This window comes from Streptomyces flaveolus (genome assembly GCF_044765825.1).
Taxonomy (GTDB): domain Bacteria; phylum Actinomycetota; class Actinomycetes; order Streptomycetales; family Streptomycetaceae; genus Streptomyces; species Streptomyces flaveolus.
The window spans coordinates 16,621-40,932 of sequence record NZ_JBIWKU010000013.1; the positions used below are offsets into that span (position 1 = coordinate 16,621).

At 71.4% G+C, this 24,312-nt stretch carries 16 protein-coding genes and 1 pseudogene; 8 read left to right on the forward strand and 9 right to left on the reverse strand.

The genetic code is table 11. The features are described from left to right. Nucleotides 1–5 precede the first annotated feature (5 nt). On the reverse strand, nucleotides 6–1,130 hold the full coding sequence (locus ACIRG6_RS31395; protein WP_403325234.1) for an MFS transporter: 1,125 nt from the start codon (nucleotides 1,128–1,130) through the stop codon (nucleotides 6–8). 229 nt (nucleotides 1,131–1,359) lie between these two features. Here ACIRG6_RS31395 and ACIRG6_RS31400 point away from each other — a divergent pair. Next, nucleotides 1,360–2,366: pseudogene (locus tag ACIRG6_RS31400) on the forward strand (DUF6215 domain-containing protein). Between the two features lie 595 nt (nucleotides 2,367–2,961). Further along, a complete protein-coding gene (locus ACIRG6_RS31405) occupies nucleotides 2,962–4,734 on the forward strand; it encodes a lysyl oxidase family protein (protein WP_364684683.1) in 1,773 nt (590 codons plus the stop codon). Between the two features lie 81 nt (nucleotides 4,735–4,815). Here the strand turns inward: ACIRG6_RS31405 and ACIRG6_RS31410 are convergent, their stop codons facing one another. Both ACIRG6_RS31410 and ACIRG6_RS31415 read right to left on the reverse strand, forming a co-directional pair. Then, nucleotides 4,816–5,589, reverse strand: a complete 774-nt coding sequence (locus ACIRG6_RS31410; RefSeq protein WP_403325118.1) for a class I SAM-dependent methyltransferase — start codon at nucleotides 5,587–5,589, stop codon at nucleotides 4,816–4,818. Nucleotides 5,590–5,634: 45 nt separating this feature from the next. After that, nucleotides 5,635–7,269 (reverse strand): multicopper oxidase family protein, encoded by a 1,635-nt coding sequence (locus ACIRG6_RS31415; RefSeq protein WP_403325119.1) that lies wholly within the window; start codon nucleotides 7,267–7,269, stop codon nucleotides 5,635–5,637. Between the two features lie 172 nt (nucleotides 7,270–7,441). Between ACIRG6_RS31415 and ACIRG6_RS31420 the strand changes: the two genes are divergently transcribed. Together ACIRG6_RS31420 and ACIRG6_RS31425 are read left to right on the forward strand one after the other, a co-directional pair. After that, the gene (locus ACIRG6_RS31420) at nucleotides 7,442–8,041 is read left to right on the forward strand and encodes a DinB family protein (protein ID WP_318216044.1); all 600 of its coding nucleotides are present in this window, start codon (nucleotides 7,442–7,444) and stop codon (nucleotides 8,039–8,041) included. A 403-nt stretch (nucleotides 8,042–8,444) separates the two neighbouring features. Continuing rightward, nucleotides 8,445–9,332 carry an SGNH/GDSL hydrolase family protein gene (locus tag ACIRG6_RS31425; RefSeq protein WP_403325120.1) on the forward strand — a complete coding sequence of 296 codons (888 nt, stop codon included), beginning with the start codon at nucleotides 8,445–8,447 and terminating at the stop codon, nucleotides 9,330–9,332. Here the strand turns inward: ACIRG6_RS31425 and ACIRG6_RS31430 are convergent. The 6 genes from ACIRG6_RS31430 to ACIRG6_RS31455 form a co-directional block, all read right to left on the reverse strand. Further along, nucleotides 9,317–10,504, reverse strand: coding sequence for a Gfo/Idh/MocA family protein (locus ACIRG6_RS31430; protein ID WP_403325121.1), 1,188 nt, complete (start codon nucleotides 10,502–10,504; stop codon nucleotides 9,317–9,319). The two genes, ACIRG6_RS31425 and ACIRG6_RS31430, sit on opposite strands and share 16 nt — an antisense overlap. A 26-nt stretch (nucleotides 10,505–10,530) precedes the next feature. Then, nucleotides 10,531–12,741, reverse strand: a complete 2,211-nt coding sequence (locus tag ACIRG6_RS31435) for a right-handed parallel beta-helix repeat-containing protein (RefSeq protein WP_403325122.1) — start codon at nucleotides 12,739–12,741, stop codon at nucleotides 10,531–10,533. Beyond that, nucleotides 12,738–14,204, reverse strand: coding sequence for a M1 family metallopeptidase (locus ACIRG6_RS31440; protein WP_364684670.1), 1,467 nt, complete (start codon nucleotides 14,202–14,204; stop codon nucleotides 12,738–12,740). The genes ACIRG6_RS31435 and ACIRG6_RS31440 overlap by 4 nt, the downstream gene beginning before the upstream one ends. Then, a complete protein-coding gene (locus ACIRG6_RS31445; protein ID WP_403325123.1) occupies nucleotides 14,201–15,874 on the reverse strand; it encodes an extracellular solute-binding protein in 1,674 nt (557 codons plus the stop codon). Before ACIRG6_RS31445 ends, ACIRG6_RS31440 begins: the two co-directional genes overlap by 4 nt. 44 nt (nucleotides 15,875–15,918) lie before the next feature. After that, a complete protein-coding gene (locus ACIRG6_RS31450) occupies nucleotides 15,919–16,779 on the reverse strand; it encodes a carbohydrate ABC transporter permease (RefSeq protein WP_364684716.1) in 861 nt (286 codons plus the stop codon). An 88-nt stretch (nucleotides 16,780–16,867) separates the two neighbouring features. Further along, nucleotides 16,868–17,815 (reverse strand): ABC transporter permease, encoded by a 948-nt coding sequence (locus ACIRG6_RS31455; RefSeq protein ID WP_350718499.1) that lies wholly within the window; start codon nucleotides 17,813–17,815, stop codon nucleotides 16,868–16,870. 338 nt (nucleotides 17,816–18,153) lie between these two features. Between ACIRG6_RS31455 and ACIRG6_RS31460 the strand changes: the two genes are divergently transcribed. The 4 genes from ACIRG6_RS31460 (at nucleotide 18,154) to ACIRG6_RS31475 (ending at nucleotide 24,294) form a co-directional block, all read left to right on the forward strand. Next, nucleotides 18,154–19,140 carry a hydroxyacid dehydrogenase gene (locus tag ACIRG6_RS31460; protein ID WP_364684666.1) on the forward strand — a complete coding sequence of 329 codons (987 nt, stop codon included), beginning with the start codon at nucleotides 18,154–18,156 and terminating at the stop codon, nucleotides 19,138–19,140. A gap of 62 nt (nucleotides 19,141–19,202) precedes the next feature. Further along, the gene (locus tag ACIRG6_RS31465) at nucleotides 19,203–20,297 is read left to right on the forward strand and encodes a LacI family DNA-binding transcriptional regulator (protein WP_318216051.1); all 1,095 of its coding nucleotides are present in this window, start codon (nucleotides 19,203–19,205) and stop codon (nucleotides 20,295–20,297) included. Nucleotides 20,298–20,464: 167 nt separating this feature from the next. Beyond that, nucleotides 20,465–21,838 (forward strand): M60 family metallopeptidase, encoded by a 1,374-nt coding sequence (locus tag ACIRG6_RS31470; RefSeq protein WP_403325124.1) that lies wholly within the window; start codon nucleotides 20,465–20,467, stop codon nucleotides 21,836–21,838. Between the two features lie 20 nt (nucleotides 21,839–21,858). After that, nucleotides 21,859–24,294, forward strand: a complete 2,436-nt coding sequence (locus ACIRG6_RS31475; RefSeq protein WP_403325125.1) for a polysaccharide lyase 8 family protein — start codon at nucleotides 21,859–21,861, stop codon at nucleotides 24,292–24,294. The last annotated feature ends 18 nt before the right edge of the window (nucleotides 24,295–24,312 follow it).

Consider the following 24,312-nt stretch of genomic DNA (forward strand, 5'->3'; position numbering starts at 1 on the left):
GCGGTCTACTCGGCGGATCCTGGTCCCGGACGCAGCAGCCTCCCGCCGAGCAGGACCGCGCACGCCCCGACGGTCAGCAGTCCGCCGGCGAGGAAGGTGCCCCGCACGTCGGCGAGCGGCAGAACCAGCCCGCCGAGCGCGGCGCCCGCCGCGATGCCGGCGTTGTAGGCACCGGAGTTCGCCGCGAGGGCGAGGTCCGTGCGGCCGGGTGCGCACCGCAGCATCTCGTTCTGGGTGGCCATGAACACCGGCCCCAGCGCACCGCCGACCGTCATCACGAACACCACCGCCGCCACCGGATCGGAGCCGGCCACGTACAGGCCGAGCATGCCCACCGCCTGCGTGGCCACGGCAGTGGCCAGGGCGGCCTGCGGGAAGCGGTCCAGCAGGACTCCGGTGATGCTCACCCCGGCCAGGCACGCGGCACCGAAGGCCACGAGCAGGGCGCTGACCGTGCCCGGGGAGAACCCGCTGACGTCGCCGAGGAACTTCACGATGTACGTGTATCCCGTGAACGCCCCTGTGGCGGACAGGGCCCCGGCCGCCAGCACGACCCCGAACCTGCGGGTGTCGGGACCGGTTCCGTAGGCGGCGGGCTCCTCCTCCGGACGTGACGTCGGCAGCAGTACGGCGATCGTCACCAGGGAGACGGCGCCCAGCGCCGCCGGCACGGCGACCGGCACCGGCCAGCCGCTCTGCCGCCCCAGCCAGCTGCCGGCGGGGACACCGAGGACGAGGGCGAGCGAACCGGCGACGGACAGGGCGCCGACCACGCGCCCACGGATCCCGGGCGCGAACAGGCCCACCGCGACCGGCCCCATCACGGCCCAGAACAGCGCCTGGGCGAGCGCGGTCAGCAGCCGCGCCCCGAGGAGTACCCAGTACGACGTGGCCAGTGCCGCGACCAGGCTGGACACGACCAGCGCGGCCAGCAGTCCGGTGAGCACATGACGTCGGGGCACCGCCCGCATCACGTGCGCGAGCGGCAAGGAGGTGACGGCCACCGTCACGCCGTAGCCGGTGACCAGGAGACCCACTGCCGACACCGACACGCTCAGGCTGTCCGCGATGAGTTCCAGGAGGCCGATCGGCAGGTTCTCCGCGGTGTTGAAGGTGAAGGCGGCCAGCATCAGGGCGGCGAGCACCGCCACCCGGTGCCACGGAGCCGGGCGCATCCCGGCCGCACGGTCCGCCCCGCCCGGCCCCGCCCGTCGCCTCCGCTCCGTGGCACCGTCCATGCCGGTACCTCACCGGACTCCCGGGGTCTGCCGCAACCGCATTCGCATGCTGCACACCCGTGACCCGGAACTGTGGCTTCCGTCACAGCCAGGCGTGATCTCGCCCTGGTGAGATCACCGGATGCTCGGTTTCCTCATCCGTCTCCTGCCCTTCTGGGTCCGGGAGCCTCTGCTCATCGTGGTCGGGTCCGTTTTCGGCGTGCGCATCATGTATCTCGCCGTCCGCGACGAGGAATGGGTGCCGGCCGGGATCGGCACGGTGTTCCTGGTGTTCACCGCGGTACGCGTCCATACGGTGGTCCAGGCCCTGCGCGCTCGCCGGAACCCGAGCCCGGTGGCCTCCGCGGACGGGGTGGTGGCCCACGCCGCCGCGCCGCCGCAGCCGCAGCCGCAGGCCGTGGTGGGGCAGCGTCCCACCCCGGCCGCACCGGAGAAGGAACCCAACGCTTGGGGCCAGGCCTCGCGGCCGTGGCCGTGTTCGCGGCCCTCGGCGCCGCGCTGTGGCTCGGCCCGCAGCTGCTGCCCTCCGACGACACCACGCCGCAGGCCGCCTCGTGTTCGAGCGGGGAGGGCGAGGAACTGCCGAGCGCCTACCAGAAGACGCCCCAGGCCGCGACCGGCGACGAGCTGTGCAAGGCGCTCAACCGGTCCGACCTGGCCCAGCTCCTCGGAACGCCCGCGGAGACCGCGACCGTCGCCTCCGGCACCAGCAACACCGCTCCCCTGACCGACGGGAAGATCGCCCAGCCGGAGGCCGAGGTCCAGTTCGACACGTACACCGTGAACGTGTCGGCCACGTACAACGAGCTGTCGATCGCCCAGTACGTGAAACTGATGAAGTTCGGTGAGGAGACGGACGTCAAGACGCTCGCGGTCCTCGGCCGGCCCGCGGTCTTCTCCTCGGACCACACCATGAGGATCGAGATCAATCTCGGGAGCGGCGGATCCGGCGGACCGGTCGAGCAGGGTCCCCTGGCCAGAACGCTGTCCGTGGCCTTCGACGGGAAGGACCGGGGCGGGTTCTACGACATCACGGTGTGGAGCACGTCCGGAGCCCTCCCGGACGACAGCGCCCTCCTCGCCATCGCCGAGAAGGTTCTGCCGGCGATCCCCGAACGGACCGTGTGACGAGGGGCTCGGGGACCACCGGACGCGGCAGGCAGGTGGAGGCCGCGCCGCGGCCCGCCGCCGGGCTGCTGTCGAAACGGGATCCCGGAGCCCTCATCAGCTCTCGCACCAGTTCCTCCGCGTACGGGTCCGCCTCGGCCCGGAGGGCCGCGGACCCGGCATGCGCATCAGCCTCGCGACCGGCTTCTCCGGCCCATGCCACCGCAGGCCCGACTGCCGACGCGTTCCGCTCGACCCCGTCCGCCGGAGCCCTGTAGGAGTCCCGCGCCATCTGTGGTGTCAGAACGCAACGATCTGCCACTCGCCGTCCCGAGCCGACCAGCACATGTGTCGCCACCGGCCGCAGCCGATATCAGAAGTCCTGTCACCAGGTGGGCCCTGAGCCTGAAAATGACCCGATTCCTTCCGCAACGGAGGTATCCGGCCAACATCCCGTCGTTTCCCACCCGCGGACAACCGAGCGTCGGGTCCGTTCCTCTCACAGCGCGGGCACAGCAAGTGCCCCGCACAGGGCCGGCCCTGCGGCTGTCCTCGCCGACACGTCGTGCCGCCCGCCGCCTGTCTCCTTCTCACAGCACCGGAGGACGAGGGAACGATGACCAGAACGCGCACCACCCGGCTGCGGCGTCCGCTGCTCGCAGGCACCACGGCCGTCGCCGCCCTGGCCGTGACGGCCGGGCTCGTGGCCGCCACGTCGGAGCCGGCGAAGGCCGCGACAGGGCCCAAGCTGAGCCTCATCGCCGCGACCAACTCGATCACGCTCACCTCCTGGAAGGAGGACCCGGGCGTCTACCTCGACCTCGGCACCTACCTCACCGCCGAGGGGACGCCGCTGGAGCTGAAGGTGACCCGGAAGTCCTACAAGGACCCGGTGACCATCACCCAGACCGTGTACGAGGGCGGCAAGGCCAAGACCAAGACGCTGCCCAAGGGCACGGTGAAGGACTTCTCCGGCCTGCCCGGCTTCGCGCAGATCACGGTCACCGACAAGGCGGGCAAGAAGGTCCTCAGCCGGGCCGAGGACTTCTGCCCGAACAACGCCAGCGGCCGGGTGCGCCCCGACGCGCCCGCCACCTCCAAGTATCCGGAGAGCTGCCCCACCAACCCGTTCACCCTCGGTTCGGTGTGGGGCGTCGAGAAGGGCTGGGCGGCCAACACCTACGCGGGTTCCTACAGCGACCCGATCAAGCTGGCGGCCGGTACGTACACCGCCAAGGTCGGGGTCGCCAAGAAGTACCGCGACCTGTTCGGCATCGCCGACAAGCCGGCCACGGTGAAGGTGACCGTGGAAGAGCGGAGCTACGAGGACGAGGAAGGTGTCGGCGCGCCGGCATCCCGTTCCGCACAGTCCGCCGAGGCCGGCGAGCACGCGGGGCACGCCGGGCCCGGAGCCGGCCACCAGGCGCCGTCCGGGCACGCGGGCCACGGCCCGGGACACGCCCCGACGCCCGCCCAGGCCGCCGCGCCGGTGACGAGCGGCGCGGGCCCCTCGTACAACGTGGGCCACGGGCCGCTGAAGGCGGCGCCTCCGGCCCTGCCGTGGGCGGTGAAGAAGGAGCAGGCCGCCCGCGCGACGCGGGTCGGCGACACGGGCGGGCAGACCGACGGCTCGCGCAAGGCACCGGCGCTGAAGCCGCTGTCGAAGCGGCCCGTCGGCAAGACCTCCGTCCCCGACGTTCCCAAGCCCGACCTGCGCTCGCTGCCGGCCTACGGGATCGTCATCAGCGACGGCGAGAAGGACATCCCCGGCAAGGACTACCTGGCCTTCAGCGCCAACGTGTGGAACGCCGGCCCGGCGCAGCTCGTGGTGGACGGCTTCCGTTCGCCCGGCAAGGCCAAGATGGACGCCTACCAGTACTTCTACGACGCCAAGGGCAAGCAGGTCGGCTACACCCCGACCGGCACCATGGAATGGGACCCGCGCCCGGGCCATGTGCACTGGCACTTCACCGACTTCGCCAGCTACCGGCTGCTGAAGGCGGACAAGAAGGAGGCCGTGCGCAGCGGCAAGGAGGCCTTCTGCCTCGCCAACACCGACGCGGTCGACTACACGGTGAAGAACGCCAACTGGCACCCGTACAACACCGACCTCTCGACCGCCTGCGGCCAGGAGAACTCGATCTCCGTCCGTGAGGTGCTGGACGTCGGCTCCGGCGACACGTACACCCAGGACCTGCCGGGCCAGTCCTTCGACATCACCCGAGTGCCCAACGGCACCTACTACATCCAGGTGCTGGCCAACCCGGAGAAGCGGCTGAAGGAGACCAGCCTCGACAACAACAGCGCACTCCGCAAGATCGTGCTCGGCGGCAAGCCGGGCAAGCGGACGGTGACCGTGCCGGCGCACGATCTGGTGAACGCGAACTGACCGGACGCCAGGCAGAGCACTGACGCGGATCACAGGGCCGGCGACCACGTGCAGTGGTCGCCGGCCCCCTCGCGCGACCGGCTAGTCGGCCGAGCCGGCGGCCGACGCCGGTACCTCGAGGACGAAGAACAGGAAGGTGGCTCTGGTCGAGAGGTCGTGGAAGCCGTCGGGGAACAGCTCACGGGCGGCCGGGTCGGGCTGCGGCTCGCTGACGGCGGAAAGCCGGAATCCCGCGTCGGTGAAGGCGTCGACCATCGCGTGCAGCGGCTTGCGCCAGAACTTCATCGGAAAGGACTGCCCGTTGAACGTCCAGTCGAAGGTGTAGCTGGTGGTCGCGAAATAGTCCGGCCGAGGATCCTGGAACGTGTAGGCCACAAGGGGATGGTCCACCGACGCGATCAGCCGGCCGCCGGGCCCGAGCACTCGCCGCATCTCGGCCAGCGTCGGCCCCCAGTCCTCCAGGTAGTGCAGGACGAGCGAGGCGACCACGTCGTCGAACGCACCGTCGTCGAACGGCAGCCGGTCGCTCAGGTCGGCCAGGTGCAGGGGCACGTCGTCACCGAGCCGCCGCCTGGCCAGCGCCAGCATGCGGGCGCTGGCGTCGATGCCGGTGACCACGGCACCGCGGTCGCGCAGGGCGGCGGACAGGGGGCCCGAGCCGCAGCCGGCGTCCAGGATCCGACGGCCGGCCACGTCTTCGGCGAGGGCCAGCATCGCGGGCCGGGCGTAGTAGGCGTTCACGAGGTTGTTCTCGGTCTGGGCCGCATACGCCTCGGCGAAACGGTCGTAGTCGTTCGCCCGGCCCGCGTCTCCAGGCCGGGCGGGGCTCTCGGGCACGTCGGTCAAGCGTTCCATCCCCGCAGCCCAGTGGGGCCGCCGCCCTGAGTGACCGGGTACGCCCTACCGGCGGTATCCCAGTACCGTCATCATCCCGCTCTCCGAGTGGTACTGGTTGTGGCAGTGCAGCATCCACAGACCCGGGTTGTCCGCGTCGAAGTCGAGCACCAGTTTGCGGTGCGGGAGGACCACCGCGGTGTCCTTGCGTGCGCCCACCCCGTCCAGACCGGTGATGGCGAAGGTGTGCCCGTGCAGGTGCATCGGATGCCACATGTCCGTGGCGTTGATGAGCGTGAGCCGTACCCGTTCACCGGCGCGCACCGCACGGCGCTCCTGCACGGAGTAGGCCTTGTGGTCGAACCCCCAGTCGAACCTCTCCATGCTGCCGGTGATCCGGATGCGCATTTCGCGGTCGGGTTCACGGTCCTCCAGGGCCACGGAGTCGTCGGGCACGAGACGGCGTGCGGGGACGGTCATGCCGTCGAGTTCGTCCGGGTGGACGTCGGCAGGGGGAAGCTTCTTGCTCCCCTTGTCGGTGCGCAGGACGGCGAGGGCTCTGCCCTTCTTGCCCTCGGGCAGCGCGACCAGGGGGAAGACGCCGTCCCGGGCGGTGATCAGGACGTCGTACCGCTCCGCCATACCGACGAGAAGGGCCTGGGTCCGCGTGTGCTTCACCGGATAGCCGTCGGTATGGGTGACCGTCATCTCGTGGTCGCCCAGCGCGACCCGGAATGCCGTTTCGGAGCCGGCGTTGATGATGCGCAGCCGGACGCGGTCGCCGGGACGGCAGCGGAACACGTCAGGATGACCGGGCAGGCGCCCGTTGACCAGGTGATAGGGGTGGGCGACGCTGCCGCCCTCGCCGTGCAGCATGCGGCTGTGGGATTTGCGCAGCACGCGCGAGGGGCCCGTGGACCTCCCCGTCGAAGGGGCGGACGCCGTCGCCGACCGGCTGGGGCTCGCGCCGCCGCGGCCGGGGCCCATGGCCATGTGGCCCCCGTCCGTGGAGCCGGCGGGCCTCAGCTGCTTCAGGACCTCCTCGGGGGTGGAGCCCTCGACACCGTCGAGCCAGTCGTCCAGGACCACGACCCACTCCTTGTCGTAGGACAGGGGTTCTCGCGGGTCGTCGATGACGAGGGGCGCGTACAGGGCCCGGTCGGCCTGCATCCCGACGTGGGAGTGAAGCAGGTACGTGCCCGGGTGCTCGGCGGTGAAGCGGTAGCGGAAATCGGCCCCGGGGCGGATGGACTCCTGGGTGAGGTCCGGCACGCCGTCCATGTCGCAGCGCAGCCGCACCCCGTGGCAGTGCAGCGTGGTGTTGGCGGGCAGCCGGTTGGCGAGCGTCATGTCGATCACGTCGCCGGCGGTGACACGGACCAGGGGTCCCGGCAGCGTTTCGTCGTACGCCCAGCTCGGCACGGACCGCCCGCCGAGGTCCAGCGTCGTCTCGGCGGCGGTGAACCGGAACGTGCGCACGGGGCCGGCCCCGCGTTTCCGTTCGGCCGCGAGGACTTCCGGGTCGGACGGATTCACGTAGCCCGGGGGCCCGGCCGGGACGAACGCCCGGCCGCCGACCGCTCCTTGAGGGCCGGAGCCCGGGCCGGAGCCCGAGTCGGAGCCCGTGCAGGCAGCCAGGAGGCCCGCGCCGGCAGCGGCGAACGGGGCGCGGAGCAGGACACGCCGAGAAGGATTGAACATGTCTGAATCAGACATGCCGGTTGATCAAACAGCCCGTCGGTGAGGCCGAATGTGTGACGCGGCGGGTACGAATTCCACCGGCAGGCGGACGGCCGTGGCGATCGGTGCCGGGCCGCCTGCCGATTCGCCGCTTTCGATCGAACGGGGAGCGCGGGAGCGGCAGACTGGCCGCATGACCTCATCAGATGCCAAGGCCGACCTCCACTTCTACCTGCAGTCCGCCCGCGACGCGCTGCTGTGGAAGCTCGAAGGGCTCCCGGAGTACGACATCCGCCGCCCGCTGACGCCGACGGGCACCAACCTCCTGGGTCTGGTGAAGCACGTGGCCAGCATGGAGCTGGGTTACCTCGGCGATGTCTTCGGGAGGCCGTCCGGCGAGGCGCTGCCCTGGATGGACGAGGGCGCCGAGCCCAACGCGGACATGTGGGCAACGCCCGAGGAGTCGCGCGAGGACATCGTGGAGCTGTACCGCAGGGCGTGGGCCCACGCGGACGCGACGATCGACGCGCTGGCGCTGGACACCGTCGGCAAGGTGCCGTGGTGGCCCAGCAGCAAGGCCGAGGTGACGCTGCATCACGCCGTAGTACGCATGATCGCCGAGACGCACCGGCACGCCGGGCATGCCGACATCGTCCGCGAACTCGTGGACGGTGATGTCGGGGAGCGCAAGGGCAACGACAGCATGGCACCGGGCGGCCAAGCGTGGTGGGAGGACTATCGGAACCGGCTGGAGCGTGCGGCTCAGGAGGCCGACCGGGCTTCTCGACGCTGAGAGCGGCGAGTGCCGCACCGGAGGACCGACGCGGTCGAGGGCGCGGGCCGCGGCCGGCGTCCGCGTCACCCGTTCGGCCCGCCGCGTCCGCATCCCGCCGCGGGAGACAGGCTGTGCGCTGAACCGCGGCTGCCCGGACGAGCGGAGGGAACGCGAAAACCTGACAGCCCGGCGCGCGAGGCGCAGCAGGTGGCGGGGCATGCGAGCGCAGTGCGCCCGCACCTCCGGAAGATCGCGTTGATGACCGGCCGGTCGAGCAGGCCCCCGGCTCGGTGCCGGCACTTACCGTAGATGACGACACGCGGCGCGAAGGCATGACGCCCCCGTGCGGCGTCATGCCTGCTCGGACGGGTTCGTAGTAAGAAAGGATCACGCACGCGCGCGTGCCGAACGGAGGCATCCTGTGAAGACAGCACTGCGCACGACCCTGGCCATCGCCTTGTCCGGCGGGGTCGTATCGGCCATGGCACCGGTCACGGCCGCGTCGGCCGCCGACTCCTTGCGGTACGTCGCGCTGGGAGATTCCTACGCATCCGCCCCGCTGGTACCGCCGCCCGACCCGGCCGGTCCCGCGTGTCTGCGCTCCCTCGCGAACTATCCCCGTGTCGCGGCCGCGGGCCTGGACGCGACGCTCACCGACGTCAGCTGCTCCGGGGCCACCGTCGGCCATCTGCGCAGCGCCCAGCACCCGGGAACCGCACCCCAGTACGACGCGCTCACCCCGGACACCGACATCGTCAGCGTCACCATCGGCGGCAACGACAGCGACCTCTTCGGCGAAGCGCTGAGATGCGTCAACGTCCTGCCCCCGCCCCACGGCATCAGCTGCGCGGAGGAGAACACCGCCGGCGGCACCGACAGGATCAGGGCCCGCATCGACGCCTGGGCTCCGGCCTTCGCCACCGTCCTGGACGACATCGCCCGGCGGGCCCCGCATGCGGAGATCTTCGTCGTCGGCTACGGCAACTACCTCCGCCACGACGGCTGCTACCCCGACCAGCCCTACTGGAAGCAGGACGCCAACCATCTCCAAGGCGCGGTCAACCACCTCAGCGCCGTGCTGAAGCAGACGGCCGAGGAGCACGGCGCCGCCTTCGTCGACACCTACGCGCTGGGCCTCGGACACGACATCTGCGCCGCCCCCGCCGACCGCTACGTCGAGGGCGTGGTTCCCGGCCGTCCGGCCGCGCCCCTGCATCCCAACGCGTCGGGGGCCCGGGCCATCGGCAACGCCCTCGCCGAGGCCGTCCGCGCCCGGCACACGGCCGGTGGCGGTCAGGCCCGGACCTGACCGTTGTCGAAGTAGGCCGCCAGCTCCGGGTCCAACGGCGGTACGCGGCGGGGTGCGCCTCCGTCGCGGAGGGAGGCCGTCGCCCTGACGCCCGCCGCCACCGCCATCCGGGCCGCGACCGGTGAGGTGTCCGTGCGGCCGCCCACCCGTACGAACCGCAGGAACTCGTCCATCAGCAGCGGATCGGCTCCGCCGTGCCCCGCTTCGTCCTCGGCGGCCGGGATGTCGTGCACCTCGTCCGCCTCCGGGCGGTAGCCGGAGCGGCGGGTGTTCCAGACCTTGACGCTTCCGCCGGGGCCGTCACCGAAGTTCTCCAGCCGGCCGGCGTCGCCGATGACCGTGTAGTTGCGCCAGTAGTCGGGCGTGAAGTGGCACTGCTGGTAGGCGGCCAGCACTCCGTTGTCGAGGCGCATGTTGAGCAGCGAGACGTCCTCCACGTCGATGACGGGGTTCAGCGCCCGCTGGGCGTGCGGCGGCCAGTGGCCGTCCTTCGTGTACCAGTCGTCGGTCTTCGGTTCACCGGGCGCGCGACGGTGCGGATTGTCGCCGTACACCATCAGGTCGCCCAGCGCCTGGACGTCCCGTGCGTATCCGCCGGCCAGCCAGTGCAGGACGTCGATGTCGTGGGCGGCCTTCTGGAGCAACAGCCCCGTGGTGCAACGCCGCTCGGCGTGCCAGTCCTTGAAGTACCAGTCGCCGCCGTAGCCGACGAAGTGCCGGATCCAGACGGTCTTGACCTCGCCGACCGCCCCGCGCCGCACGAGGTCGCGCATCAGCCGTACGACCGGCATGTGACGCATGTTGTGGCCGATGTAGAGCCGGGTCCCGGTCTCGTAGGCCGTGCGCAGGATGGTGTCGCAGCGCTCGACGGTGATGTCGAGCGGCTTCTCGACGAAGACCGGCTTGCCCGCGCGGAGTGCCTCGCAGGCCAGGTCGGCGTGGGTGTGGTCGGGCGTGAGGACCAGCACCGCGTCGATGTCGGGGTGGCCGATCACCTCCCGGTGGTCAGGGGTCAGGTGTGCCTCGGGAAAGGCCACGGCCGCCTCCGCACGGGCGCGGGGGTCCGGCTCCGCCAGCGCGGTGACGCGGGCGCCGGCGCCGGGCCGGTGGGCAGTGCGGGCGAGTGAGCCGCGCAGTCCGTAGCCGAGCACGCCCATACGGAGGTCGGTCATGGGTCTTCCTTCGTTCGGTGGGCCGGTCAGGGGTGGACGAGTACCTGGGACAGGGCGACCCGTCCGTTTCCGGACACCGCGATCCGCACGGTGCGGGTACTGCTGTCCAGGTCGACCACGGTCGGGCGCAGGGCCTTTCCGCTGACGTGGATCGTCCGGTCGTCCGTGACGACGTCGAAGTCGGCGGTCGTCATCGAGGCGTTGTTCCAGACCTCGACGCGGCGGACCCGGCGGGCGTCACCGAGGTCCACCTGCCACCAGGCGCCGGGCCCGGACAGGGTGCGGGTGTCCGTGGTGATGTCGCCGTCCAGGGCCAGGTCCGCGGTGGCGGTCCCCTCGGTCGAGGACTGGGTGGCGGTGCCCGTGCGGGCCAGGTCGGTGCGCAGCCGCTCGACCGGGCCGCCGTGGGCACCGGCCCGGGCGGCGACGGCGAGCGCCTCGGCCGGCAGCCGGTCCAGGCCGGTGAGGTTGTCCGTCATGGTCGAGCCCCGGCCGGACAGCCCGGGCGCCGTGGTGTCCGTCCAGTTGGACCGGGCCGTGTTCTCGACGCCGTAGTCCGCCCAGTTGGACACCCACTTGTAGCCGATGCGGGTGACGACGTTCCTCTCGACGCGGATGTGCGAGGACTGTTCGTCGAGGTAGATTCCGTTGCCGTCGCGCTCGGTGTTGCCGAACGCGGAGCGGTTGACGTAGTTCTCCGACAGGACGGTTCCTGGCTGCGCCCCCTGCGTGTAGATCGCGCCGCCGTCGTGCTGCTCGTGCGCCACCTCCATCACGTCGGTGATCCGGTTGGCCGTCACCTTGTTGTCCCGCAGAACGGAGACCTGCGCCTCGGGCTGGTTCCAGCCCCAGCCGACGGAGATCCCGGAGTAGGGGAGGTGGCTGAGGGTGTTGTGCTCGACGGCGAGTTCCGCCTCGTAGCCCGCCCAGATGCCCACGGAGTCGGTGTACTCGACGCCGGAGCGGCTGATGGTGTTGTACGCGACCGTGTTCCGCTCGCCGGCGAGTGCGTCCCCGGGCCGTGGCTCGGTGTCGCCGACGTAGATCGCGCCCGACGACAGGTCGGTGAAGGACGAACGGGTCAGGGAGCTGTCCTTGGTGCCGGCCTCCAGGATCGCCCCGGCGCCGCCGAGCCGGCTGAATCCGGCCCGGTCGATACGGATGTTCCGGCCGCCGCGCACGGTGAGGGCCGCCGCCGGTTTGGTGTAGTGGCGACCGGCGTGGTCGACGGGCCCGGTGGCGCCGGTCAGGGTGAGACCGGCCTGGGTGCCCGCGTAGCCCTCGTCGGTGCCGGGCTGACGGTAGGCGGCGTACGCGAAGCCGATCCCGCCGACCGTGATGTCGTGGGCGCCGTCGAGGACGAGGAGCTGTTCGGTGTGCGGGGTGACGGTCCTGGCACTGCGCATGTGCTCGCCCTCGCGCGGCAGGTAGGTCACGGTGCGCTTCTCGGAGTTCCAGGCGAACTCGCCCGGTTCGTCGAGGAGTTCGGGAGCGTTCTCGAAGAAGGCGACTCCGCTGTAGCGGGTGGAGTCGACCGTCGTGGAGTCCCAGGCGGGGCCCGTGCGGTCGGTGCCGCTGGAGGAGTTGGTCCAGCAGGGCCGGGCGAAGGTCAGGAGGTCGCCGCTGACGCCGGTGATCCGGCAGTGGTAGTTGCGCCAGCGGACGCGGATGACGGCCTCGGCGTCCGTGGGACGCTGCCACTGGGCGATGCCGGTGGCCTCGGCACCGGTCATGCCGGCCTTGGTGGCGTCGCAGACGCCGGCGGCGCACGACTCGCCGCGGGCGCGGACGGCACGCCTCCCGTCGACGAAGAGCTGCCGTGGGGTGACTCCGGCCGGGACGGCGGCGGTCCAGGTTCCGTCGCCGTTCGGCGCCCAGCCGGTGACGGCACGGCCGCCGGACAGCACGGGGCGGGCGCCGGGAGCCGCCGCCCAGGTGACGGAGCGGCCCTGACCGCCCGAGTCGGCGGCACCGAGCCGGAGCGGTTCGGCGCGCTCGTACGTACCGTCCGTGAGCAGTACGCGGACGTCGCGGCCGGTCTCGGCGCGGGCCGTGTCCCGGGCGCCTTCCAGTGAGCAGGGCCGGGAGACGGTGCAGGAGGTGCCCCCGCCGTCGGGGGCCGCGTACAGGGTGCGGGGCGGTGGGGCGGCCTGGGCGGTGGGCGTGGTGAGCAGGGCGGCGAGGCCGGCCGTGCAGGCGGCGGCGGTCAGCCGCAGGGCGTTCGTCGGGAAGTTCACGCGTCGGCCCTCCAGTCCGGGTGGCCGGGCATGGGCGGATTGACGGCTCCGAAGAGCCAGTCGCGCAGGAAGCCGTCGAGGGACCGGTCACCGGTGACGTCCACGGTGTGGCCGATGAAGTCCTCGCTGGTGACGTTGCGGTCCTTGAACCGCTCGGGCCAGATCCGCATCACGCGGTCGAAGGCGCGGTCGCCGATCCGCCGGCGCAGGGCGTACAGGACGAGCGCGCCGCCGTCGTAGATGTTGGTGCCGCCGAGGGCCTTGGGCAGCCCCGGCGGTCCGTCCTTGGCGCGGATCGCGTCGAGCTTGCCGTAGGTCGCCCTCATCTTGTCGGTGAGGACGGACCAGCCGCGCTCCTCGCCGTACAGGGCGGCGTAGTACACGGCGGGGCCTTCGTTGAGCCACGCCTGCTGCCAGTCGGCGGGGGTGACGGAGTCGCCGTACCACTGGTGGACCAGCTCGTGGACCATGGTGTTCTCGTACGTCGGGTGGCCGTTCGCGTCCGGCCGGAACCAGTTGGTGGAGAAGAGGGAGAGGGTCTGGTTCTCCAGGGCGTCGCTGTATCCGTCGTAGATGTGGACGCCGTAGACGGAGAACGGGTAGCGGCCGAACTTCCCCTCCAGCCAGACCAGATGGTCGGCTGTGCGGGCGACGACCGGGGCGAACTCGTCCTCCCTGCCCTGCGGGACGACGTGCCGCAGCGGGAGTCCCCGGTGGCTGGTCCCGTAGAGGTACGTGCCCTTGACGACGGCGATGCCGATGAGCTCGGTCGCCATCCGCTCGCGCAGGCCGAAGTGCCAGACGGTGGAGCCGTTCGGGCCAGGGGTCTTGTGCAGCAGCTCGCCGTTGGCGGTGGCGACGAAACCCTCGGGCGCGCTGATGTGGAAGGTCCAGGTGGCCTTGTCCGAGGGCGTGTCGTTGCAGGGCAGGAAGGTGTCGGCGCGGGAGGACTGGGCCGCGGAGGCGAAGCCGCCGTCGCTGCCGAACCTCCAGCCGGTGAGGCCGAGCCGGGGCGCCTTGCCGTTGCCGCGGTAGTGGATCGCGACCGTGAAGGGCCGGCCGTCGCGCAAGGGCGATGCCGGTGTGACGGTGAGTTCCTGGCCGCTCTTGCCGGGCGTGATCGCCCAGGCGGCGGGATCGCCGTTCACGGAGACGGAGTCGATGGTGTGGCCGTCGGTGTCGAGGTTGAACGCGGACAGGTCCTGGGTGGCCTTCGCGTTCATCCGCACCACGGCGGTGAAGTCGTACGTCACGGGCGTGAAGTCGAAGGCCAGGTCGTAGTGGACGACCTGGTAGCCGCCGTTGCCGAGGGTCGGGAAGAGGGGATCGCCGACTCCGTCGGAGCCGGGGGACGGGGCGAAGCCCAAGGGATGCGCGGAGGCGGGCGCGGCGAACGCCGGCACGGCCACGGCGGCCGCGACCGCGGCGCCGCCGAATCCGAGGGCGGAGCGTCGCGTCGTCACTTCTTCCCCTTCTGGACGGCTTCCTCGAACTCTCCCCGGGCCTGTTCGCCGCCCTTGGCGAGGTAGTCCTTGACGAGCTGGTCGTAGGCCGACATGGGCTTGCGGCCGGCGATGATGTCCTTGAGCCCGTCCTGCTTGAGCGTGAGCAGGCTGCCGCTGCCCTTGGAGTCCCAGGTGGGGGAGGAGTACTGGAGGGTGGGGGACTGCTCCATCATCGGGATCATCGTGCTCAGCGTCCGGTGCACATGGCGCACACCCGCCTCGGAGTCGGCGCTGTAGACCGCGGGGACCGCGGACGCCAGGAACTTCCAGGGGACGGTGACGTCCTGGCTGCCCTGCTCCGTGAGCGCGGGGTTGCCCTTCGCGTCGCGCGTGAAGTCGGTGCCCTCGACGCCGTAGTTGATCAGCGTGTACTCCAGGCTGCCGAAGGGCGATGCCGCGAAGTCCGCCAGCGCGAGCACCTGTCGTACGCGATCGGCGGACGCCTTCTTCACGTGCGTGTTCTCGAGCTCGACGTTGTCCGTCCAGGCGACCGCGTCCTTGCCGAACGGCACGAACGGCCTCGGGTCGTACGAGGCGTCGATCGCCTTCATCGCGGCGATGTAGCCGACGCCCGGCGCGAGGTAGGTGGGCAGGCCGTCGTAGACGTACGCGCCCTTGCCGTTCTTGAACATGTCCGTGTACTGCGCCTTCTGCGCCCCGGACATCTGGAGCGTACCCGGGTAGAAGCAGCCCGCCTTGTAGAGGGACCGGGCCGTCTCGACGGCCTGGCGGTACTCCGGTGTCTCCAGGTCGGCGGTGAACTTTCCGGTCTTCGCGTCGAGCCGCCAGAAGTAGGGCGCGCCCGCCGACATGGCGAGCACGCTGGTGACCCCCGCGATGATCGCGTACTGGTCCTTCCCGGGACGGGTCAGCTCCTTGCACGCCTCGACGAACCGGTCCAGGCCGGTGATCTGGTCGAGGCTCGTGATGCCGATCTCCTCGAACAGGTCGTGGCGGTAGAACCCGGCTCCGCCGGTGCCGGTGCGGGCGATCGGGAGGCCGTAGAGCCTGCCGCCGAAGATCGCGGCCTGCCAGGCGGCCTTCGGTATCGCGGCGAGGTTCGGGTAGTCCTTGACGGCGTCGCCGGCGAGGAACGGGGTCAGGTCGGCGCACTTGGCCTGGAGGAAGGCGGCCTTGTTGTCGACGCCGCCGACCTCGGGGTACATGAAGAGGTCGGGCAGGCTGTCGCTGGCGACCATCGTGGAGAACTTGGTGCCGTAGTCGTCGGCGGGCACCGCGGTGATGTCGACCTTGCCGCCGAGCAGCTTCTCGATCTCCCGCCAGGCGGCGTTGCGGGAACGGCCGGGCGGGGGAGGGGAGAAGGTCTCCAGCGTCGCGCTGATCGTGGACGCCCCCTTCAGCGGGGCGCCCTTCGTGGCCCGCAGCGGCTCGGCCGGATAGCGGAAGTAGCCCTGCGGGACGCCCGCGGCGGTGCCGGGCAGGTCGGGGGTGAGACCGATGTTGCGCACCGTGGTGCGGGGCAGCAGCGAAGCGCTCTTGGCCTCCGCCTTCGCCGTGGTGCCGCCGTCGCCGCAGGCGGCGAGCAGGGGAGCGGCGGTCAGTGCGAGACCGGCGCCCGCACCCATGCGGAGCAGTGCTCTTCGGTTGAGGGAAGTGGAGCTCGACACGGAAATCTCCTTGAGAGGTGGGACGGGGCCCGAGCTGCTCGCGCTCAGCCCTTGACGGCCCCGGTGAGCACGCCCTTGGTGAAGTAGCGCTGGAGGAAGGGATAGACGAGCAGGATGGGCACGACGGCGATCACCAGGACCGCCATCTGCACGGCCTGCTGCGGGGCGAGTGCCTCGCCGGCCGAGACGCTGTTGAGGCTCTGGCCCTGGAGGACGTAGGTGCGCAGCACCATCGGCAGCGGCCACTTGTCGGAGTCGTTGAGATACAGGAGCGCGTTGAAGAAGGCGTTCCAGTACGTCACGGCGTAGAAGAGGCTGATCACGGCGAGGACGGCCTTCGACAGGGGCAGCACCACCCGTACGAGGACGGTCAGGTCGCCCGCTCCGTCGACCTTCGCCGCGTCGTAGAGCTCCTCGGGCAGGTTCATGAAGAAGGACCGCAGGACGACCAGGTTGAACGCGCTGACCAGGGTGGGCAGCACCAGCGCCGCGTAGGTGTCGTACAGGCCGAGGCCCTTGACGAGCAGGAAGTTGGGGATGATGCCCGCGTTGAAGAGCATCGTGAACAGTGCCGTCATCAGGATGAAGCGGGAGCCCGTGACCTCACGGCGCGACAGGCCGTAGGCCATGCCGATCGTGGCGAGCAGACTGGCGAGCGTGCCCACGACGGTGATGCCGGCACTGACCAGCAGCGCCCGGGTCACGACGCCGCCGGTGAAGATGGTGCGGTAGGCGTCGAGGGTGGGGTGGTCGGGCCACAGGACGAGGCCCGTGGAGCGGATGATGTCGGTCTGGGAGGCGAAGCTGGTGCCGATGACACCGAGCAGCGGGTAGGCGACGGCGGCGACCACGGTCACGAGGGCCAGGCCCTTGGCCAGCCGGCCGGCGAGCGTCGGCTTCTCCATCCACGGTGGCCGGCCGTCGGACTTCTTCACCGTGGGGCGGCCGGCCCTCTTCGGCGGCTGCGCGGGTGCGGAGCCGGGCGGTGTCTTCTCAGCGGTCAGCACCGCGGTACACCCCTTCGTGGCCGAGGCGGTGGGCGAGTTTGTTCGCGCCCAGGACGAGTGCGGTGCCGATGACGGCCTTGACCAGGCCGACGGCGGCGGCGACGCCCCAGTCGTTGTCCTTGATGCCGTGGTAGTAGACGTACGTGTCCAGGACCTCACCGGCGTCCGGGCCGACCGCGTCGCGCTGGAGCAGGATCTGCTCGAAGCCGACGGAGAGGATCTGCCCGAGGTTGAGGATGAGCAGGAGGATCAGGACGGGGGCGATGCCCGGCAGGGTGACGTGCCAGAGCCTGCGCCCGGGGCCGGCGCCGTCGATCGCGGCGGCCTCGTACTGCTGTCTGTCGATGTTGAGCAGCGCGGCGAGGATGATGATCGTGCCCCAGCCCGCGTCCTTCCAGGCCACCTGGAGGGTGAGCAGCCAGGGGAAGGCGTCGGGGTCGCTCATCATGTCGTAGCGCGGAAGGCCGAGCCCCGCGAGGACGTCGGGCAGGAGACCGGCGCCGCCCAGGAGCTGCTGGAAGATCGAGACGATGATCACCCAGCCGATGAAGTGCGGCAGGTAGACCACGCTCTGCACGAAGCGCCTGACGCGGTCGCTGGTGATGCTGTTGAGCAGCAGGGCCAGGGCGACGGGGACCGGGAAGAAGAACACCAACTGGATGAGGGCGATCTCCAGGGTGTTGGACGTCGCCGTCCAGAACGCCGTCTCGCCGAACGCCGCGGTGAAGTTGGAGAAGCCCACCCAGACGCTGTGCATGTACCCGAGGTACGGCTCGTAGTCCTGGAACGCGACGACGTAACCGAGCAGCGGCACATAGTGGAAGACGATGAAGTAGAGCAGGCCGGGCAGTGTGAGCAGCAGCATCACCCGGTCCCGCTTGATCCGTTGCCACAGGGTCCGATCCTTCGGCAGCGAGGGTGCTGATTCAGCCATGGCGCGTCCTGTTCGGCTGGGTGGCGCTTGGTGACCTTCTGCGGCGGCAAGTTAGTAAGCGGTTAACCCCATCGTCAAGAGATGAGGAGGAACGGCTGTGTTACGCCCCCTCCTCCCTGCGGATTTCCGCAGGACGTACCCACAAAAGGCGCCAGAAACCGTCCAGTTGCGCGGTCTCGGTGCTTGACGGCCGGGCTCCGGGCTCCCTAGCGTGCCGGTCATTCCATAGAACACGATTACTGTCCGGAGGCAGGGTGCGAACCACCGAAGAGGTGCCGGCTCGTTCCGGGGCCGATGGAACGACACCGGCACCCAGGCGGCCGCGCACGGTGCTGGTCATGAGTCCCGGACTGCTCGACATGGTCTTCCCGCCCCCTGTGCGGGCCCGGCTGGAGGACATCGCCGACCTGAACAGCCCCTGCGTCATCAGCGAGTTCGACTCGCCGGACGCCGCGGCGGCGCTGGCCGGAGCGGAGGTCCTGCTGACGGGGTGGGGGTGCCCGCCGGTCGACGCGGAGCTGCTCGAACGGGCCCCCGCCCTGCGGGCCGTGATCCACGCGGCGGGAACGGTCAAGACGTTCCTGTCCCCGGCGGCCTTCGACCGGGGCATCCTCGTCTCCTCGGCCGCCGCGGCCAACGCCGTGCCGGTCGCCGAGTACACGCTCGCCGCGATCATCATGGGGGCGAAGCGGGTCTTCCCGCTGGCCGAACTGTTCCGCTCCCGGCGCACCCACCGCACCGGAGCCGACCTGGACCGCCAGCACTGGCTCGGCACGCACGGCCTGACCGTCGGGGTCGTCGGCGCCTCCCGGATCGGCCGCCGGGTCGTCGAACTCCTGCGGATCCTCGACGCCGACGTCCTGCTGTACGACCCCTACGTCACCCACGACGAGGCGTTCCGGCTCGGGGTCACCCCCACCGACCTGGACACCCTGGTGGCCAGGAGCGACGTGGTCACGGTCCACGCCCCCGAGACCCCGGAGACCCGCGGCATGATCGACGCCCGCCGGATCGGCCTGATGCGGCCGGGCACCCTGCTGGTCAACACGGCGCGGGGCGCCCTGGTGGACACCGAGGCGCTGACGGAACACCTGGTCGCGGGGCGGCTGGACGCCGTGCTCGACGTGACCTCGCCCGAGCCGCTGCCCGAGGGGCATCCCCTGTGGGACCTGCCGAACGTCTTCATCACCCCGCATCTGGCGGGCGCCCAGGGCAACGAGGTGGGGCGCCTCGGCGCGCTCGCTGTCGAGGAGCTGAACCGGTACGCGCACGGCACCGCGTTCGCGCACCCGGTGCACCGGGGCGACCTGGGGCGGATCGCGTGAGCGCCGGGGTTCCGCAGGCTCTAGGCTCGACGTCACACAACAGCCAGCAGGGGGTGGACCGGATGCGCAGACAGAGCACGGCCGCGGACGGCCAGCGGCGGGCCACGGTCACCGACGTGGCACGCCTCGCCGGCGTCTCCACGGCGACCGTCTCGCGCGTACTGAACCGGAACTACCCGGTGGCGCAGGCCACCCGGGAACGGGTCGAGTCCGCGATGCGCGAACTCGGCTATGTGGTCAACGCCCACGCCCGCGCCCTCGCCGGCGTCTCCAACCGCACGGTCGGCATCATCGTCAACGAGGTCGTCGACCCGTTCTACGCCTACATCGCCCGCGGGGTGGAGCGGGAGGCCACACTGGGCGGCCGGCTCTGCCTGGTCTGCTGCACCCAGGGCGACCCGCAGCGCGAGCTGGCCTTCGTCGAGCTGATGCACGAGCGGCGGGCCGACGCGGTCATCGTGGTCGGCGGCAGCATCGCCGACCGCGCCTACACCTCCGAACTGGCCCGCAGGGCGCGGGAGCTGGACGCGGACGGCTCCAAGCTCGTGCTGTGCGGCAGGCCGCCGCTCGGCGACCAGGTGCCGACCGTGTCGGTCGAGTACGACAACGAGGGCGGCGCCTTCGCCATCACCGACCACCTCCTGATGCAGGGCCACGAGCGCATCCTGTACCTGGGCGGCCCGCCCAGGCTCTCCACCACCCGGGACCGGCTGGCAGGGCACCGCCGCGCGCTCGAACTGCGCGGCGTGGCACCCGACCCGGAGCTGATCCAGCCCGGAGCGTTCAGCCGCGGCTTCGGTCAGCGGCGCATGGCCGAACTGCTGCGGGACGGGCCGGAGTTCACCGCCGTGTTCGCCGCCAACGACGTGGTCGCCGCCGGCGCCGCCCAGGCGCTGGAGGAGGCCGGGCGGAGGGTGCCGAAGGACATCTCCCTGGTGGGCTACGACGACATCCCGGTCGCGCAGGAGATGCGGCCCAAGCTGACCACGGTGCACGTGCCGCTGGAGGAGATGGGCCGGCAGGCCGTGCGCCTGGCCGTGTCGGGCGGCGACGAGGACGACTGGCGCGAGCCGACGACCGGTGCGCTGCGGCTGGGCACGCACATCGTGGTACGCGAATCCGTGGCCCCCCGCGCCGCGAAGGGCAGCCGGGTGTGACCGATTACTGCACCCCTTGTCCGTAGTTGACCGCAGTCGGCCATAGAAAAAGGCAGTAACTTCCCCACCCCTCTTGCGGCCCCGTAGCAACCGCTTACATGCTGGCGCGGAGTTCTTCGCCTCGCACGCCTCCGTCCCGCGCTCATCCACCGCAGGGAGAGTTCCGCATGCGCACTCCGACGCCCTCCTCGTCCCCCGCGTCAGCCACGCCCCCGTCGTCCCCCGTGAGCCGCCGAGCCGTCCTCGCCTCGGCGGCCGGCGCCGGAGCCCTGGCAGCGCTCGGCGCCGTCGCCGGACCGGCCTCGGGACAGGACCGACGGCCCCAGGCCGCCGTGCTCGTCACCGCACGGCCGGGCGCCGAGACCGAACGACTCCGTCTCGCCCAGGCACTGCGCGGAAGCGAGTTCCACCCCACCGGTCTGTACGCCGGGCCCGGCTCCGCCCTCGCCCTCACGGTCCGGCCGCACGACGGCCTCGTCCCCACCCTCTGGATCGGCGCCTGGGACTACTACGGCGAGATCACGGAGCCCCGCAGCTACCCCCTGGTCGCCGGAGCCAACACGGTCACCGACCCGCACGGCGGCCCGGTCTACCTGACGCTCACCGGCGACGGCGAGCAGGCGAGCGTCCTGTTCCGCTCGGGCGCCGTGCCGATGCCCGTGTTCACCCTGGGGGAGACCACGGAGGCCGTGTACCAGCAGGGTCTCGACACGCTGACCGACAGCCCGTACGTCGAGCTCCACGCCCCGAACACCATCATGACCCTCACCCGCGAGGGCGCGCTCCTGTACCGCGACGAGGACCACGCCGCGCTGCTGGAACTGATCGAGACGATCATCGACTCGCACGCCCGGATCAGCGGCCTGGACGGCTCACGGCCGGTGCACCGGAGGAAGGCGGGGCCGTACCACTTCACCGAGGTCAGCAAGGTGCCGACCGGTGTCGGAGCCTACGCCACGCACGGCTACAACGGCTTCCCGCGCGCGTACCTGGACCGTGCCACCACCGTCACCGGACTGCGGACCCGCGGCTGGGGTCTCTACCACGAGCTGGGCCACCTGCATCAGCAGTTCGCCTACAAGCCGGGCGGTCTCACCGAGGTCACCGTCAACATCTACTCCCTGGCCGCGCAGCGCACCCTGGGACAGCCGTCCAACCTGCTGACGGTCGACGCCACCACGGGCCTCGACTACTTCCGGTCCGCGGGGCGCAAGTTCGGCACCGCCGGACTGACCTACGAGAAGTCCTTCGGCGCGTACGAGAAGCTCGTCCCCCTGCGCCAGCTGGAGCTGGCGTTCGGCGACGACTTCTGGCCCCGTCTGCACAGGCTGGTCCGCGAGGAGAACCCCCAGTCCGACTACACGGAGAACGCCAAGCGCTACCGGGCCCTGGCCACCTGCTCCAGCCGGATCGCGGGATACGACCTCACCGACTTCTTCGTGCACACCTGGGCGTTCCCGATCGACGAGACCGGCAGGGCGGAACTGGCGGCGCTGCGCCTGCCGCAGCCGCCCGTCGACCCCAGCACGCTCACCGACTGACCGGGACGAAAGGACCCCCCGTGCGACTCACCAGACGTTCCCTCCTGACAGTGGCCGCGGCGACCGGGGCCGCCGCCCTGGCCACCCCGGCAGATCCGGCACACGCCGCGACACCCACCGGGACAGCGACGGCCACCGGGACCGGCGCTCCCACCGAGGCCGGCGTTCCCACGCTCCTCGAGCGGGCCGAGGCCCTGCTCACCGGCGGAGACTTCGACCCCGCCGCCCCCGACCTCGCCGCGGCCGTCACCGCGCTGGACACCACGGCCCGGGCCCTGTGGGAGACCCTCGACCGCAGCCCCGCACGCACCGCCCTCTGGGCCGATCTCGCCCCGGTGGCCGACCCCGGCAACTTCGGCCAGAGCTACACCAGGCTGCGCACCTTGGCCGTCGCCTGGGCCACGCCCGGCACCACGCTCACCGCGGACTCCGCCGTGGCCGACGCGCTCGTGGCCGCGCTGCGCTTCACCCACGACGCCGCCTACAACCCGGCCAGGCGCGAGACCGGTAACTGGTGGTTCTGGGAGATCGGCGCTCCCCGCGCCCTGATGGACAGCGCCGTCCTGCTGCGGCACCGGCTGCCGGCGGCCGACCTGACGGACTACCTGTCCGTCGTCGACCGGTTCTGCCCCGACGCGGACCGCCGCACCAACGCCCCCACCCTCGCCGAGACCGGCGCCAACCGCGCCGACAAGGCCGTGACCGTCGCCCTGCGCGGCCTGCTCGGCCAGGACGCCACCAAGATTGCATCGGCCCGGGACGCCCTGTCCGACGTACGCGACGCCGGACGCAACAGCCTGTTCCGGTACGTCGCCTCGGGCGACGGCTTCTACGAGGACGGCTCCTTCGTCCAGCACGGCGCGGTCGCCTACACCGGCACCTACGGCGTGGTCCTCCTCGGCGGCATCGCCCACCTTCTCTCGCTGCTGGCCGGTTCCCCGTGGGAGGTCGCCGACCCCGACGTCTCGGTGCTGTACGAGGCCGTCGAGCGGAGCTTCACGCCGGTGATCTTCGAGGGACTGATGATGGACGCCGTGCGCGGCCGAGCCGTCTCCCGGGAGCGGGCCGGCGACCACCGCGACGGTGCGGCGGCCGTCGCGGCGATCCTGCTGCTGGCGACCGGGGCACCCGGGACGTACGCCACCCGCTGGCGCGCGCTCGCCAAGGGCTGGCTGACACGCAACCGCACCACCCCCTTCGCCGCACTCGCCGGCTTGCCCCAACTCGCCCTGGCCAAGGACGTCCTGGACGACGACGGTGTCGTCGCGCGGGAACGCACCGGCGGCCTCCGCGTCTTCGCCGACATGGACCGCGTGGTGCACCACCGCCCGCGCTGGGCCTACGCCCTCTCGCTCTCCTCGAAGCGCATCGCGGCGTACGAGGCGGGCAACGGGGAGAACCTGCATGGCTGGTACACCGGCGACGGCATGGCCTACCTCTACGACACGGACGACCTGGCGCAGTTCAACGACGCCTTCTGGCCGACCGTCGACCCCTGCCGGCTTCCCGGTACGACGGTCGACGTCCGGCAGCGCACCGACCTCGGCACGGGCGGCGGCACGTCCACCTACCGCCCGGCCAACACCGTCGCGGGCGGCTCGGTGCTCCACGACCGGTACGGTGCCGTGGCGATGGAACTGATCGGCGCGCCCGGCAGCACCCTGCGGGCGAAGAAGTCCTGGTTCCTGATCGACGACGCGGTGATCTCCCTCGGCGCGGGCATCACCGCCACGGACGGCCGCACCGTCGAGACGGTCGTCGAGAACCGCAACCTGGGGCGCGACGGCCGGCCACGCCTGGTGATCGACGGAGCCCGGCAACCCGACGAGCAGGGCTGGTCGGGGCGGTTCGACCGCGCCGGATGGGCGCACGTGGAAGGCGTCGGCGGCTACGTCTTCCCCGGGGCGACCGCACTGCACGCCCTGCGGGAGGAACGCACCGGCACCTGGCGGGACATCAACACCGGTGCGGACACGTCTGGTTCGACGACCCCGGTCACCCGGCGCTATCTCACTCTCTGGATCGACCACGGGGTCTCGCCCACCGGCGCCGGGTACGCCCATGCGCTGCTGCCCGGTGCGTCCGCCACCGCCACCGCCGTCTGGGCGCGCTCCCGTCCGGTGCACGTCGTCGCCAACGACGCCGCCGTGCAGGCCGTGGAGGCCCGCCGGCTCGGCCTGACCGCGGCGCACTTCTGGACCGCGGGCACGGCGGCCGGGATCAGCTCCTCGGGCCCCGCCTCGGTGCTGGTCCTGCGGCGCGGCGACCGGATCTCGGTGGCCGTGTCCGACCCCGGCCGCACTCTGGCCACCGTCGCCGTCGAGCTGCCGTTCCGCGTGCGCGCCGTGGTCGAAGCGGACGACTCGGTCGGCGTCACCCCCGGCCGCAGGGGCCGGCTCACCATCGCGGTCGGCGGGTCGCGCGGCCACACCCACCGCGCGGAACTCACCCAGTAGAGCGTCCCGAGGAGAAGC